Origin of the sequence: Promicromonospora sp. NFX87 (assembly GCF_048564965.1) — a bacterium.
In the GTDB taxonomy this organism is placed as follows: domain Bacteria; phylum Actinomycetota; class Actinomycetes; order Actinomycetales; family Cellulomonadaceae; genus Promicromonospora.
Map to the genome: position 1 here is coordinate 2,433,036 of NZ_CP183413.1, position 14,554 is coordinate 2,447,589.

Genomic DNA, 14,554 nt, shown 5'->3' on the forward strand with positions numbered 1-14,554 from the left:
CCCGTTCAGAGCGGCTCCGTAGCGTCCAGGTCATGAGCACACATCACCGCTATGCCGTCGTGGACGGTCGGCGGCTGTTCTACCGCGAGGCAGGACCGCCCGACGGCCCGACGCTCGTGCTGCTGCACGGCTTCCCGAGCAGCTCGTCCATGTTCCGTGGACTGATCCCTCGCCTGGCCGACCGGTGGCATCTCGTGGCGCCCGACCTGCTGGGCTTCGGCCTGTCCGACGCCCCGCCGGTCGGCGAGCTCACCTACACGTTCGACACCCTCGCCGACCTGACGGCCGGCCTGCTCGATCAACTGGGCGTCCACCGGTACGCCGTGTACGTCCAGGACTACGGTGCTCCGATCGGATGGCGGCTGGCGCTCCGCGATCCCTCGGCGATCAGTGCGGTGATCGGCCAGAACGGCAACGCCTACGTCGAGGGCCTGCAGACTGAGTTCATCTCGGCCGCCCAGGCCTACTGGTACGAACAGACACCGGAGACCGAGGCGGGGGCGCGGCAAGCCCTCACCCTGGAGCTGACCCGCTGGCAGTACCTGACCGGAGTGGCCGACGAGACGCTCGTCGACCCCGCGACGTGGACCTACGACTTCGCGCTGCTGTCCCGGCCGGGCAACGACCTGGTGCAGCTCGCCCTGTTCCAGGACTACGGCACCAACCCCAGGCTCTACCCGGAGGTCCAGCGCTGGTTCCGGGAGAGCCAGGTGCCGCTGCTGGCGGTCTGGGGCCGTGGCGACCCGATCTTCGGTCCCGACGGCGCCCGGGCCTTCACCAACGATCTGCCGGCCGCGCAGGTGCACCTCCTGGATGGCGGGCACTTCCTCCTGGAGAGCGCTCTGGACGAGGTGGTGCCCCTCATCCGTTCGTTCCTGTCGGCCTCGCTGTGAGAGCTGGGCGCCTCGCAGCGGACTGGCGCAACAGAACAGACCGGCCGGCCATGGAGATCATGGCCGGCCGGTCTGCTCATACGGCGCTCAGCATCCGCTCGAAGCTGGGTGTGCTGGAGAACGGGTCGGCGGGCTTGGTGTGCTCGCCGCGGGCGAGCACGAGGGTCGCGAGGGCCCGGCCGGCGCGCTCGATGCGTTGCGGCAGGGAGCTGCCCCCGTCGTCGTGCCCGGTGCCCGCGGCCTGTGCCCAGTCGTCGGTGGCTGCGAAGACGGACGTGGTGACGACGTCGGCCCGCAGGTAGGTGAACAAGGGGCGCAGGGAGTACTCCAGGGCGAGGGAGTGGCGGGGTGTGCCGCCCGTCGCGCCGAGCAGGACGGGCATGCCGGTGAGGGCTTCCTTGTCGAGGATGTCGACGAACGACTTGAACAGCCCCGAATACGTGGTGGTGAACAGCGGGGTGACGGCGATGACGGCGTCAGCCCGGGTGATCGTGTCGATCGCGTCGGCGAGGTCGCCGGTGGGGAACCCGGTCAGCATCGCGTCGATGATCGCGTGGCCGTGGTCACGCAGCTCGACCACCTGCACGCTCACGTCCTGGCCCAGGGCTTCCAGCTCGCGCACCGTGGCGTCCGCGAGACGGTCCGCGAGCAGGCGCGTGGAGGAGGGCTGTCCCAGCCCGGCGTGCACGACCGCGATCGTGCGGCGGGTCGATCCGTCGGTCTTGAAGTCGGTCATGACAGGACCTCTGTTTCCTCGGCCAGTGTTTCCTCGGCCAGCGTGCCGGTGTACTCGTCCCCGCCGTCACCGACGTGCGTGGCGCCGGTCGCACCCTTCGCGCGGGCCGCGGCGACCCGCTCGGCGTGCGTCGGGGGGTTGGCCGGGACGTCGGCGGGGCGCTTGGCGTCGGCGATCTTGCGCAGCTGCGGCACGACGTCGGAGGCCAGCAGGTCGATCTGCTCCAGGACCGTCTTCAGGGGCAGGCCCGCGTGGTCGACGAGGAAGAGCTGGCGCTGGTAGTAGCCGACGTCGTCGATGAACGACCCGTACCGGTCGATGACCTGCTGCGGGGACCCGACGGTCAGCGGGGTGTCGCGCGTGAAGTCCTCCATGGAGGGACCGTGCCCGTAGACGGGCGCGTTGTCGAAGTACGGACGGAACTCGTCCCACGCCGCCTGGCTGTTCTTGCGGATGAACGCCTGCCCGCCCAGGCCCACGATCGCCTGGTCCGCGCGCCCGTGGCCGTAGTGCTCGAACCTTTGCCGGTAGAACGCGATCATCTGCTGGGTGTGGCTCATCGGCCAGAAGATGTTGTTGTGCAGGAACCCGTCACCGTAGTACGCGGCCTGCTCGGCGATCTCCGGGGAGCGGATCGAGCCGTGCCACACGAACGGCGGCACACCGTCCAGCGGGCGCGGGGTGGCGGTGAAGCCCTGCAAGGGGGTGCGGAACTTGCCCTCCCAGTCCACGACGTCCTCGGTCCACAGCTTGCGCACGAGCGCGTAGTTCTCGATCGCGAGCGCGATGCCCTGGCGGATGTCCTGCCCGAACCACGGGTAGACCGGGCCGGTGTTACCACGCCCCATCATCAGGTCCATCCGACCGTCGGAGATGACCTGGAGCATCGCGTACTCCTCGGCGATCCGGACCGGGTCGTTCGTCGTGATCAGCGTCGTCGCCGTGGACAGGGTGATGTTCTTCGTCACGCCCGCGAGGTAGCCGAGCATCGTGGTCGGGCTGGAGGCCACGAACGGCGGGTTGTGGTGCTCACCCGTGGCGAAGACGTCCAGGCCCGCCTCGTCGGCGTGCTTCGCGATGGTGAGCATCGCCTTGACGCGTTCGGTGTCGTCCGGGGTATGTCCCGTGGTCGGGTCCGTCGTCACGTCGCTGACACTGAAGATCCCGAACTGCATGATGCCTGTGCTCCTTGCTTGGATGATCGGTTCGATGTATCTGCATCGACTGATGGGTTCAACTCGGTGAGCGCTCGATATATTCCGCGCAAGCAGTTAGCGCGCAAGCGATCTGGCCAGGCGTCCTCGGGTGGACTCCTGGGAAGGGCCTACTTCTTTGCGTCCCTGTTGGCCCGGTACAGCTCCGTCATCGCCTCTGCGACCATGCGCGCGCGCTCGGGCCCCAGGACTCCCACGAACTGGTCCCGGTTGACGTCGCTCACCAGGCGGGCCAGGTCGGTGGCGACCTTGGTGCCGTCAGCGGTCAGCTCGAGGTAGGTGATGCGGCGGTCGTCGACACAGGGCACCCGTGCGACCAGGCCGCGGTGGACGAGCTTGTCGGCGATCTTGGTGTAGCCGCCGCTGGTGAAGGCGGCTGCGCGGGCGAGGGTCGCCATCGGCGCGCGGTGGTCGGGGTCGCGGTGCAGGTTGAGCAGCGTCTCCGCCTCGGCCTCGCTGAGGTCGAAGGCGGACTTGATGAGCGCGTGGAGCTTCCGGTTCGTCACGGCGAAGCCCTTGATCACGCGGCCCCAGAGCTGAACCGCCTCGGCGTCGTGAATCTCGGTCGGTGTGTCTGTGGTGGTGCTGGTCATGAGATCTGTCTCCGCTCTCCTACGTGACCACATTAGTTTGCGCGGAAGATGATTGCCAGGTCCGGCACTCGTGACCCACCTCACGCCGTGCCCCGCGCTGGTTGTGGGCGAGCGCTCAGCTTCGCGGTGGACGGTCAGCCGTTGCCGACCGGTCGCGGGGTTCGGGCATTGACCACGAGCGCGGCCACGGCCAGGACGAGCACGACGCCGATGACCGCGGTGGTGGCGCCGGTCAGCCCCAACGGGCCGCTCAGAGCGCCGATGGTCAGGACGGGCACGGCGAGGCCGCTCTGCGCGGCGATGAAGTAGGCGGCGACCGACTTGGCGTGGCTCTCGTGCGGTACTGCTCGGCTGAGCTGACCGAGGCCACCCAGGAAGCTGAGCCCTGCGCCCACACCGCCGATGACGGTGCCGAGCCCGAAGAGAGCGAGGTTCGCCAGCAGGAACCCGGTCAGGACCAGGCCCAGGGAGAGGATCAGCAGGGGCAGGCCGCGCAGGATCGACCAGCGCGGCTCCCGGCCGCGGAACACGAGCTGGGCGGTGACGCCGACCTCGAACAGGATGAACGTGGCAAGACCGGCGACCAGGAGGTTGTCCACGTCCAGGGTCTCGCGGATGAAGCGGGGGGTCAGGCTGGAGAACAGCCCGAGCAGGGTGAAGGTGGGGAAGACCGCGACAGCCGAGCGCAGGTAGATGGACCGGGCCGCGCGAGGCACCCCGACCCGGGGCGCCCAGCTGATCTTGGCCACCCGCCGGGGGTTGGTCTCCGGGACGAACAGCGTCAGCAGAGTGATGGCTGCCACCAGGGTGATGAAGACGGCGAAGATCAGGGTGCTGGGCGCCGGCAGGTACTCGGCGAAGAAACCGGCGACCAGGGGACCCAGGCCCAGTCCGCCCATGTTGGCCGCGGTGGAGACCACGGCCGGGATGGCCTTGTTCGGCCCGGGGTAGACCTCGGCCAGCGCGGCGGTCGCCGCGGAGGTGATCAGACCGACGCCGACGCCGCTGAAGAACCGCCCGGCCAGGAGCATCGGCACGTTGGCTGCGAAGAGGAAGAACAGGGTGGACGCGACGGTGATGCCCAGGGCCGCGAGGGCGAGAGGGCGGCGTCCGACCTGGTCGGACAGGCCGCCGAAGAAGATCAGGGCGAGCAGGGTGCCCAGGACGTAGATCGCGAAGATCCACGTCGTGGTCGCGGCCCCGAAACCGAGGTCGGCGCCCCAGAGGGTGTACAGCGGGATGGGGATGGTGCCGCCGGTGGTGAGCAGGGCGAAGGTCGCCGCGATGACGGCGAAGGACGTCCCGCGGCCGATGCGGTCGGAAGGGGCCATGTCAGGATTCCGTTCGGGAAGGGTTCGGGGTGTGCAGGACCAGACGCGCGGTCAGTCCCGCCCCGGCCCCGATGACGATGGCGCCCAGGCCGAACCAGGGCACCAGGTGGTCGAACCCGAGGAGGGCGTCGACCGAGTAGGCGCCGGGGCCGGTGAAGGCCAGCGCCGAGGCGATGGTGATCAGCACGAGGGGGAACTCGTAGCCGTCGTGCTGGACCCACAGGCCGTTCTTGACCTTGACGGTCGCGGCGACCGTCATGACGCCGATGGCAGCCATGGCGGCCGCCGGGGTGGCCAGCCCGGCGGCGAGGAAGAGACCGGACCCGAGCTGGCCCAGGCCCGCGGCCAGCGCCGTGACAGCGCCCCCGCGGAACCCGTCGGACCGGAACTCCTCGATCCCGCCCCGCAGGCCGTGCCCGCCGAAGCGGTAGGAGATCTTCTGCATCCCGTGTCCAGCCAGCAGCACGCCGGTGATCACGCGAAGCAGCAGCAGTCCGATGTCGATGCTCATGGTCCGGTCTCTTCACTCGTCTCGGGCAGTGGTGGGCGTCAGCCGGCAGCGTTGGCGCCGGTCATGTCGCCGACGTAGTACATGCCCAGGCCGTACGAGCCGCCGTGGGCCTTGACGACCTCCGACACACCGGCGTAGGTCTCTCCACGGGCCCAGTCGCGCTGCAGCTCGAGGAGCACCTGGACCCAGGTGACCGTGGTGGCGCCGGCCTTCTCCATACGGGTCAGGGCGTGCTCGTGCGCCGCGGTGCTGACACCACCGGAGGCGTCGGCCACGACGTAGACCTCGTAGCCCTGGGCCAGGGCCGACAGGGCCGGAAGCACCAGGCACACCTCGGTCCACAGGCCCGACAGGATGATCTTCTTGCGGCCGGTGGCCTTGATCGCGTCCACGACCGCCTGGTCCTCCCAGGCGTTCATCGTGGTGCGGTCGATGATCTCCTGGCCGGGGAAGACCTCGGCGAGCTGCGGCATCAGGTTGCCGGAGAACGACTGGGCCGCGACCGTGGTCAGCACGGTGGGCACGCCGAACACCTTGGCGGCCTTGGCCAGGCCGACGGTCGAGTTGATGATCGCCGTGCGGTCGGCGCTGCCGACACCGAAGAACATCTGCGGCTGGTGGTCGACGAAGAGGAACACGCTGTTGTCGGGCGTGATCAGGTCGTCGCTGGGGCCCGCGGTGACGGTGTTGATGTTGAGCTGGGTCACTTCTGTTTCTCCTTCGGGGTTCGGCCGGACGGACTGTGCGGCCGAAGTGGTGGGGGTGGCGTCCTCGCGATGGCGGGGGCGCCTGCGGGGAAAGATGCGGAACATGGTGCGCCTCAGTGGTTGTGGGTCTCGAAGGCGCCGGCGCCGACCCGAGGTGCGCTGCCGCCACGGGCGATGTGCCACTGGCGCTGCAGCTCGGAGTCGGCTGCGGCCTCGACGATCTGCCGGGCCTGCTGGGCGCCGGAGCGCGAGGGCGCCGGGGTCGCCTGGTAGCCGCCGAAGTGGGCTACCGGGCTCCACAGCGGGCTGATGGCCGGCAGGGACTCGTCCAGCCCCTCGAACTCGGCGGCGGCGTAGACGACGCGGCCACCGGTGAGGGTCAGGACGGACTCGATGTGCGGGATGTCGGCCTCGTCGACGGTGAGGTAGTCGTCGGAGAGGATCGCGAGGTCGCCGTAGTAGCCCTCGCGCAGCATGCCCTTGACGCCCTGCTCGGCCGTCAGTGTGGCGCCGGCCTGGGTGTACATCTGCAGGGCCTGCTCGCGGCTGACCCGGTTCTCCGGCGGGTAGATCAGCGTGTTGCCCAGCGTGCGGCCCGTGACCAGCCAGTGCAGGGCGACCCACGGGTTGTAGGACGAGACGCGGGTGGCGTCCGTGCCGGCCCCGACCACGAGGCCGCGGTCGAGCATCTTGCGGATGGGCGGTGCCTCCGCGGCCGCCCCGGCTCCGTAGCGGGCCAGGAACGCCTCGCCCTGGAACGACATGCGGTTCTGGATGGAGATCGCACCGCCGAGGGCGGCGACCCGGTCCAGGCTGTCGCCGCTGATCGTCTCGGCGTGGTCGAACAACCAGCGGTTGTTGCCGGGGAACAGGCCCTCCGACGCGAGCCGCTCGAAGACGGCCAGGTCACGGCGGATGGTCTCGTCGTAGGTGGCGTGCAGGCGGAAGCCCCAGTCGTTCTCCATCAGGAGCCGAAGGGCCTTCTCGAACTCCACCTCGTAGTCGGCGGCCAGCTCGGGCCGCGGCTCGTTGAAGTTCTCGAAGTCGGCCGCCGCCCAGGTCAGGTTCTCGCCCGCACCGTTGAGGCGGAGGAACTCGTCGCCGTCGCCGGGCTTGACCATCTGGGTCCAGCGCGTGAGGTCGTCCAGCTCCTGGCCGACCGTCTGCGGAAACAGGTGGTAGGCGATACGGACCGAGAGGTTGCCCTCCTCGGCCAGCGCCATGACGGTGGCGTAGTTGTCCGGGAAGTTCTGGAACCCGCCGGCCGCGTCGATCGCGGAGGTGAGCCCGAAGCGGTTCAGCTCGCGCAGGTACTGCCGGGTCGAGCTCTTCTTGTCCTCGGGCCCGAGGAGCGGCGCCTTGGCCAGCGTCGAGTACAGGATCAGCGCGCTCGGGGCCGCCAGCAGCATCCCGGTCGGCTCACCGCCGCGGCCACGGACGATCTGCCCGCCCTTGGGGTCGGGGGTGTCCTTGGTGAACCCGGCCGCCTGGAGCGCCGCACGGTTCATCAGCGCGGACTGGTAGAGGTTCAGGATGAACACGGGCGTGTCAGGGGCGGCTGCGTTCAGCTCGGCGATGGTCGGCAGCCGCTTCTCGGCGAACTGCTCCTTGGTGAATCCGCCGACCACGCGGACCCACTGCCCCTTCGGCGTGCGGGCGACCTGCTCCCGCAGCATCGCCAGGGCCTGCCGCAGGGTGGGCACGCCGTCCCAGCGCAGCTCGAGCACGTAGTTCAGCCCGCCGCGGATGACGTGCAGGTGCGAGTCGTTCAGGCCCGGGATCACGCGGCGGTTCTGCCCGTCGATGACCTGGGTCGCGGGGCCCACGACGCCGAGGATGTCGGCGTCGTTCCCGACGACGGTGACCTTGCCGCCCGAGATCGCCACTGCGCTCGCTTGGGGCCGGTCAGGGTCGCCGGTGTAGATCTTGGCGTTGCGTACGACGACGTCCGCCGGGTGTTCGACCTCGGCGGGCGTGATCCCGCCGACAGGCATGGTGGCCAAGTCGATCGACTTCCAATCTGTCTCTCTGTCACGGCGGACCGTCCGGTCCGCCAATGTCTTGCACGGAAGATACTTGCTCGCTAACAGTCATTGCGCAAGGGGTATTCCGGCAGCGTTCTGTCGAGTGGTGCCGGCACGCCACCTTCTTGCTGGGCATTTGGCCCGGGGCACAGGGCTGGCGGTGACGAAGGCCATACCGGCACGCAGTTCGATCGACCCGGGTGGGTCGTCGAGGAGGTCCGTCCACCGGATGTCAACTCCCGCTCAACTACACCGCCCTACGGTCGAGCAGTGGCAGGCGCAGGGCGGCACCACCGTGGCCCTGAGCTGGGTCGAACCGGAGGCAAGGAGCGAGCGATGACAACGATGAAGGCAGCGGTCGTACCGGCGGCGGATGCCCACTGGAGGCTGGAGGACGTCCCGAAGCCCGAGGCGGGGCCGCACCAGGTGCTCGTGAAGATCCACGCCTGTGGTCTCTGCTACACCGACGCGCTCTTGGCGCGGAACGTGCTGTCGTTCCGGCCGTTCCCGCTGGTCCTGGGGCACGAGGGCGTCGGCGACGTGGTGGCGGTCGGTGAGGGCGTCTCGACCCGGCGGGTAGGCGACCGGGTCGGCCTGCCCATCACGCAGAAGCCCTGCGGTCGGTGCGAGTTCTGTCGGGGCCGGCACCCCTACAGCTTCGTCACCGCGAACAACTGCGTCGCACCGATCCTGACCGGTGTCAACGTGGACGGGGGCCAGGCCGAGTACATCGCGGCCGACGCCAACGGCACCATCCTGCTGCCCGACGGGCTCTCCTACGAGCTGGCCGCACCCACCGTGTGCGCCGGCTACACCGTCTGGGCCGCCCTGCGCCGCGCCAACGCAAAACCCGGCGCGCGCGTCGCCATCCTCGGTGTCGGCGGCGTCGGCCACCTGGGCGTCCAGTTCGCCAAGGCCGCCGGCTACCACGTCATCGCGATCACCCACTCGCCCGGCAAGCACGATCTCGCGCGAGAGCTGGGAGCCGACGACGTCGTGGCCAACGGCGACGAGCTGCGTGCCGCAGGCGGCGCCGACGTTCTCCTGCACACCGCCCCGACCCACGCGCCCGCTATGGACGCCCTCAAGGGGCTCAAACCGTGGGCCAAGATCGTCCTGATGGGCATCTCCGCGGACGACATGTTCTCGTTCCCCGCACTGTCGCTGACCGGCCACAGCTTCGAGATCATCGGCTCCGCGCACAACGGCCCGGAGTACCTCGCCGAAGCGTTGGACATCGTGGCCCGCGGCGACGTCAAGCCCATGATCGAGGTCTTCCCCAAGGAGCGCGTGGACGAGGCATACCAGCGCCTGATCAACGGCGAACTGCGGTTCAAGGCCGTCGTGACCTACTGAACCCGCGCGGTACCTGGCCGGCCATCCGGAGGAAGAGACGATGAGCACAGAGTCCGAACTGCTGCACAAGGTGCCGAACGGTCTGCTGATCGCGGGGGAGTGGGGCGCTTCCTCCTCGGGTGAGACGTTCGTGGTGGATGACCCATCGACCGGCAAGGCCATCAAGCACATCGCCGATGCGACGCCCGACGACGGCAGACGTGCCCTGGACGCCGCCACCGGGGCGCAGGACGCGTGGTCCGCGACCGCGCCTCGGGTCCGGGGCGAGATCCTGCGCGGAGCATTTGAGCTGCTGCAGGAGCGCAAGGACGACCTCGCGCTGCTGATGACGCTCGAGATGGGCAAACCGCTCGCCGACTCCTACGCCGAGGTCGCCTACGGTGGCGAGTTCCTGCGTTGGTTCAGCGAGGAGGCGGTACGGATCACCGGCCGCTACGGGCGCAACCCGGCCGGCACCGGATCGATGGTCGTCTCCCAGCGGCCGGTGGGTCCCTGTTTCCTCATCACGCCGTGGAACTTCCCGCTCGCGATGGCGACCCGCAAGATCGGGCCGGCGCTCGCCGCGGGCTGCACCGCCATCGTCAAACCGGCGAGCGCGACGCCGCTGACGACGATGTATCTCGCGGCTCTGCTGCAGGAGGCGGGACTGCCCGCCGGCGTGCTGAGCGTGCTTCCGACGTCCCGCTCCGGCGCCCTGTCCGCGGCGATCTTCACCGACCCCCGCCTGCGCAAGGTCAGCTTCACCGGGTCCACCGAGGTGGGCCGCACGCTGCTGCGGCAGGCAGCCGACGGCATCCTGCGCACCTCGATGGAGCTCGGTGGCAACGCGCCGTTCGTGGTCTTCGAGGACGCCGATCTCGATCGCGCCGTCGAGGGAGCCGTTCTCGCGAAGTTCCGCAATACCGGACAGGCCTGTACGGCGGCCAACCGGTTCCTCGTCCAGCGCTCGGTTGCCACCGCCTTCGCCGAACGGATGGCGGAGCGCGTGCGCGTGATGAAGGTCGGCCGCGGGACCGAGAAGGACGTGAGCATCGGGCCGCTGATCGATCAGAAGGCCGTCGACAAGGCGGACGCGCTGGTGCGGGACGCGGTGGGCCGGGGCGCAGCTCTCCTTGCCGGCGGCCGGACCATCGACGGGCCGGGCACGTTCTACGAGCCCACCGTGCTCTCCGCCGTGCCCGCCGACGCCGAGATCCTGCGCGAGGAGATCTTCGGGCCGGTCGTCACCGTGGTCGAGTTCGAGACGGAGGACGACGCCGTGCGTCTGGCGAACGGCACCGAGTACGGACTGGTCTCCTACGTCTACACGACCGACCTCGCGCGCGGCCAGCGGATGATCGACCGGCTCGACACGGGCATGATGGGGCTGAACGCGGGCATCGTCTCCGACGCCGCGGCTCCCTTCGGAGGTGTGAAGCACTCCGGCCTTGGCCGCGAGGGAGGCACCGAGGGTATCCACGAATACCTCTCGACGAAGTACACGCTGATCCCTTCCTGAGTGCGGGTCATCAAGGACTGGGCCGGTCCCCGGCCGGCTCCGTGTCGGCCTCGAGCGCGAGGATCAGGGACCGGGCGTCGTGGGGCGCGGTGTGGCGGCGGCCGTTGACGAAGAGGGTCGGAACGGCCGTGATGTCCATGGCCTCGGCGTCGAGCATGTCGTCTCGCACCCGGGCCGCGACGGCCGAGGACGTCAGGTCCTTCTCGAACCGCACGAGGTCGAGGCCGAGCTCCTCGGCGCGGCGCAGGATGTCGGCGGGTTGCTGGTGCTCCTGGTCGACGAACAGCGCACGCTCGAACTCGAAGAACTTGCCCTGCATCGCGGCCGCCTCGGCTGCCTCGGCCGCGGCGACGGCGTTGGGGTGGTAGTGCACCAGGGGCGCGTGCCGCCAGACGTACCGCAGGCGCCCGCCGAGCTCCTGGACGACCTCCTGGATCGTGCCGGCCGTCTTGAGGCAGAAACCGCACTGGAAGTCGCCGTACTCGACCAGCGTCAACGGCGCGTCGACCGGGCCGTAGACATGGTCCCGCGCGGGGTCGACCGGTCGCTGCAGGACCTGACCGACCTCCATCTCGCGCGGGGAACGTTCGGTCGCCCGAAAGATCAGCGCCGCGATGCCGAAAGCGAGCACCGAGGCCAGCAGCACACCGACGCGTGCCTCGTTCTGCACCGCCGGGTCGGAGATCGCCAGGTCGACGATGAACAGCGAGAGCGTGAACCCGACGCCGCACAAGGCCGCGCCACCAGCCAAGCGGCTGGAGCTGAGCCCGGGACCCAGCTCGCCCAGGCCCAGGTCCCGCACGAGCACGGTCGACCCGAAGACGCCGACGAACTTGCCCCCCACCAGCGCGATCACGATCCCCCAGGTGACGGGAGAGCCGGCAGCCGCTGCGAGGACCTCGCTCGAGATCTGGACCCCGGCGTTGGCGAGGGCGAAGACCGGCAGGATGACGAACGAGACGTACGGCGCGTACGCGGACTGGAGCCGCTCGTTGATCGAGATCGACTCGCGCAGGCTGTTGGCGGCGGCACGCGCGTACTGCGTGGTCGGGGACTGCCGGAACGTGCGCGCCAGGGCCAGTGCGTGCTCCACCTCGCGCCTGCTCGGGCGGTACACGGGAACCAGCAGCGCGATCGCGACGCCGGCGAGTGTGGGGTGCACCCCCGAGGCGAGGAAGGCGAACCACACGATGATGGACAGCGTCGCGTAGATCGGTCCGCGCCCGGTCGGCACGTAGCGCGTGAACCAGATCCCCACGAGGCCCACCGCGGCGATCAGCAGGGGCTGGGGGCTGAAGTTCTCGGTGTAGACCAGGGCGATGATGCTCAGCGCCCCGATGTCGTCGACCACGGCCAGCGCCAGCAGGAAGATGCGGAGTCGGCCCGAAGCACGCGGACCGACCAGGGCCAGGCCCCCGACCAGGAAGGCGGTATCGGTGGAGATGACCACACCCCACGCGCTCTCCCAGCCGGAGCCCCGGGCGATCAGGACATACAGCAGGCTCGGCACCAGCAGGCCGCAGACCGCAGCCACGACCGGGACGACCGCACGGTGCCACGTGGTCAGCTCGCCGATCGAGAACTCCCGGCGCACCTCCAGACCGACGGTGAAGAAGAACACCGCCATCAGGGCGTCATTGACCAGGGCGTGCAACGTGAAGTCCAGGTTCAGGTCGGCCACGCCGATCGTCATGCGGGTGTCCCAGAACGCCTCATACGTCTCGTGCGAGACATTCGCCCAGACGATCGCCAGCACCGTGCCTGCCACCAGCAGCAGCGCTCCGGTCCGGCTGGGCCCCATCGCCCTGACCCACGCAGCGATGGACGGCGCGATGTCCCGCCCCTGGTCGGGATGCTCGGGATCTGGCGACTGATCGATGACCACGGGCAACGACATGGTGACTCCATCCTCCGGCCATCAACCACGAGTGCACGGGGGTGCTCCTGTGGTGCTCCTGAACGGTACGGATCCGTTCTGGACGCACGGTGGAGCCGCAATTGACGAGAGGTTGATCCCTGTGGCCAGGTGGTCCCTATGCGGTGACCACGGAGTGGGTAGTGGCCCAGGTGAGTGCGTGGTCCGCGATCTCCTCCCAGCCCGGCTGGGAGACGAGCCGGTGCGTGCGGCCGTCGTACTCCAAGTACTCGACCACGGCCGGGCTGCCTGACGCGCGGTACTTCGCGACGATCGCCTTGCCGATGGTCGGCGGGGCCACGTGGTCGATGCCGCCGGTGATCACCAGGAGCGGTGCGCGGTCGGCGCGGGCGTAGTCGACGTGGGTGACGCCGCCCTTCTCGTTCATGGTCGACGCCACGCCCTCGAAGAGCACCCGGTTGTAGGACGGGACCGCGAACTGCTCCCAGAGGGCGTCGGACGCGGCGCGGGGGAGGTCGTTGCCGAAGGTGAAGTGGAAGTGGGCCTTGGAGATCGGCTTGGCGCCGTTGCGGCCGAACGGGTTGGACAGGATGGGCAGGCCGGTGCGCAGTGTGGAGGCCGGGAGCACGGTGATGCCCGCCGTCTGCGCCGGTGCGACGCCCACGTAGGCGGCACCGAGGCCGCGGTCGGCGAGCATCTGCGTGATGACGCCGCCGAAGGAGTGGCCCATGATGATCGGCTTGACCGGCAGGGCACGGATGATGCGCTCGTAGTGGTCGGTGATCTGCTTCAGGCCGATGCCCTTGAGCGGCTCGGGGTCGGAGCGCACGTCCTGCACGCTGCGGTCGTCGATGCCGGGCCAGCCCGGGACGATCACCTCGTGGCCGGCGGCGCGGAAGCGTTCGGCCCAGGTGTCCCAGCTTGCCGGGGTCATCCAGAGGCCGTGGATCAGGACGATCGGTCGCTTGCCGGTGGTGGTCTCGTCGGTGGCGCTCATGGGTGCTGCTCCTCAGTTCTCGCGGACCGGATGCGGCCCGTCGTCGCCAGGAAGAACGATCGTTCTATCTCTGTTGTTCCCGAAGGTACGCCCGCACAGGTCGGGCGTCAATGGCTAAGGAGAAAGATCGTTCTATGCTGACTGACATGGCACCCAGGACCACGGCCTCCCGCGCTCCGCGCAAGACCCCCGACGGCGGCTCGGAGGCGCGCGAGCGGCTGTTGCGCACCGCGTCCGAGCTGTTCTACGCCGAAGGTATCCACGTGGTCGGCGTGGACCGGATCATCGCCGAGGCCGGCGTCACGCGGGCCACCTTCTACCGGCACTTCCCGAGCAAGGAGGACCTCGTGGAGGCCTACCTCGGGGTGGAGGACGCGAACATCCGCGGCATGTTCGACGCAGCGCGGGCGGCGACCGACGACCCGATCACGCTCGCCGAGATGCTCGTCGACGGCATCGCCGACGACGTCGCGCGCCACCACACCCGCGGCTGCCCGTTCATCAACGCCGCCGTCGAGTACCCGAACACCGGCAGCCGGGTCCGACGCGCCGTGGACCAGCACCGCGCCTGGTTCCGCGGCTCGCTCGAGCAGGTTGTGACGGCGGTGGGGGCCGACGACCCGGTCACGCGGGCGGGGCAGCTCGTGCTGCTGCGCGACGCCGCCCTCGTGGGCGGCTACCTCGACGGGTGGGACACGGTGCGCGTCGCCTTCGTCGGCGCGGCCCGCCAGGCCGCGGGGCTCGATCCGGACGAAGCTAGCCCCACGGTCTGAGGGAGGCGCCGTCCCCGGGCACTTCAAGTGCCTTGAGTGCTTCGC

At 69.6% G+C, this 14,554-nt stretch carries 13 protein-coding genes; 4 read left to right on the plus strand and 9 right to left on the minus strand.

The features are described from left to right. The first annotated feature begins 32 nt into the window (after nucleotides 1-32). Nucleotides 33-893 (plus strand): alpha/beta fold hydrolase, encoded by an 861-nt coding sequence (locus ACNYC2_RS10845; RefSeq protein ID WP_419707018.1) that lies wholly within the window; start codon nucleotides 33-35, stop codon nucleotides 891-893. A gap of 76 nt (nucleotides 894-969) precedes the next feature. Here ACNYC2_RS10845 and ACNYC2_RS10850 read toward each other — a convergent pair whose 3' ends face one another. From ACNYC2_RS10850 to ACNYC2_RS10880, 7 genes are all read right to left on the minus strand, one after another. Beyond that, nucleotides 970-1,629 (minus strand): FMN reductase, encoded by a 660-nt coding sequence (locus ACNYC2_RS10850; RefSeq protein WP_419707019.1) that lies wholly within the window; start codon nucleotides 1,627-1,629, stop codon nucleotides 970-972. Next, nucleotides 1,626-2,804 (minus strand): LLM class flavin-dependent oxidoreductase, encoded by a 1,179-nt coding sequence (locus tag ACNYC2_RS10855; protein WP_419707020.1) that lies wholly within the window; start codon nucleotides 2,802-2,804, stop codon nucleotides 1,626-1,628. Before ACNYC2_RS10855 ends, ACNYC2_RS10850 begins: the two co-directional genes overlap by 4 nt. A 149-nt stretch (nucleotides 2,805-2,953) precedes the next feature. Further along, nucleotides 2,954-3,436 (minus strand): MarR family winged helix-turn-helix transcriptional regulator, encoded by a 483-nt coding sequence (locus tag ACNYC2_RS10860; protein ID WP_419707021.1) that lies wholly within the window; start codon nucleotides 3,434-3,436, stop codon nucleotides 2,954-2,956. Between the two features lie 134 nt (nucleotides 3,437-3,570). Next, nucleotides 3,571-4,767, minus strand: coding sequence for an MFS transporter (locus tag ACNYC2_RS10865; RefSeq protein ID WP_419707022.1), 1,197 nt, complete (start codon nucleotides 4,765-4,767; stop codon nucleotides 3,571-3,573). A gap of 1 nt (nucleotide 4,768) precedes the next feature. Next, nucleotides 4,769-5,278 (minus strand): DoxX family protein, encoded by a 510-nt coding sequence (locus tag ACNYC2_RS10870; protein ID WP_419707023.1) that lies wholly within the window; start codon nucleotides 5,276-5,278, stop codon nucleotides 4,769-4,771. 38 nt (nucleotides 5,279-5,316) lie between these two features. Beyond that, entirely contained in the window at nucleotides 5,317-5,985 is a 669-nt protein-coding gene (locus ACNYC2_RS10875) for a hydrolase (protein WP_419707024.1), read from the minus strand. 113 nt (nucleotides 5,986-6,098) lie between these two features. After that, complete coding sequence (locus tag ACNYC2_RS10880; protein ID WP_419707818.1) at nucleotides 6,099-7,979, minus strand: amidohydrolase; 1,881 nt, start codon at nucleotides 7,977-7,979, stop codon at nucleotides 6,099-6,101. Nucleotides 7,980-8,345: 366 nt separating this feature from the next. On the opposite strand from ACNYC2_RS10880, the gene ACNYC2_RS10885 reads away from it, so the two are divergent. After that, the gene (locus ACNYC2_RS10885) at nucleotides 8,346-9,365 is read left to right on the plus strand and encodes an alcohol dehydrogenase catalytic domain-containing protein (protein ID WP_419707025.1); all 1,020 of its coding nucleotides are present in this window, start codon (nucleotides 8,346-8,348) and stop codon (nucleotides 9,363-9,365) included. A 40-nt stretch (nucleotides 9,366-9,405) separates the two neighbouring features. Continuing rightward, the gene (locus tag ACNYC2_RS10890; protein ID WP_419707026.1) at nucleotides 9,406-10,863 is read left to right on the plus strand and encodes an NAD-dependent succinate-semialdehyde dehydrogenase; all 1,458 of its coding nucleotides are present in this window, start codon (nucleotides 9,406-9,408) and stop codon (nucleotides 10,861-10,863) included. A 10-nt stretch (nucleotides 10,864-10,873) separates the two neighbouring features. Here ACNYC2_RS10890 and nhaA read toward each other — a convergent pair whose 3' ends face one another. Then, the gene (gene nhaA, locus ACNYC2_RS10895) at nucleotides 10,874-12,760 is read right to left on the minus strand and encodes a Na+/H+ antiporter NhaA (RefSeq protein WP_419707027.1); all 1,887 of its coding nucleotides are present in this window, start codon (nucleotides 12,758-12,760) and stop codon (nucleotides 10,874-10,876) included. A 136-nt stretch (nucleotides 12,761-12,896) separates the two neighbouring features. Further along, nucleotides 12,897-13,736: an alpha/beta hydrolase gene (locus ACNYC2_RS10900; protein WP_419707028.1), complete on the minus strand. Its 840-nt coding sequence runs from the start codon at nucleotides 13,734-13,736 to the stop codon at nucleotides 12,897-12,899. 146 nt (nucleotides 13,737-13,882) lie between these two features. Between ACNYC2_RS10900 and ACNYC2_RS10905 the strand changes: the two genes are divergently transcribed. Beyond that, nucleotides 13,883-14,509, plus strand: coding sequence for a TetR/AcrR family transcriptional regulator (locus tag ACNYC2_RS10905; protein WP_419707029.1), 627 nt, complete (start codon nucleotides 13,883-13,885; stop codon nucleotides 14,507-14,509). The last annotated feature ends 45 nt before the right edge of the window (nucleotides 14,510-14,554 follow it).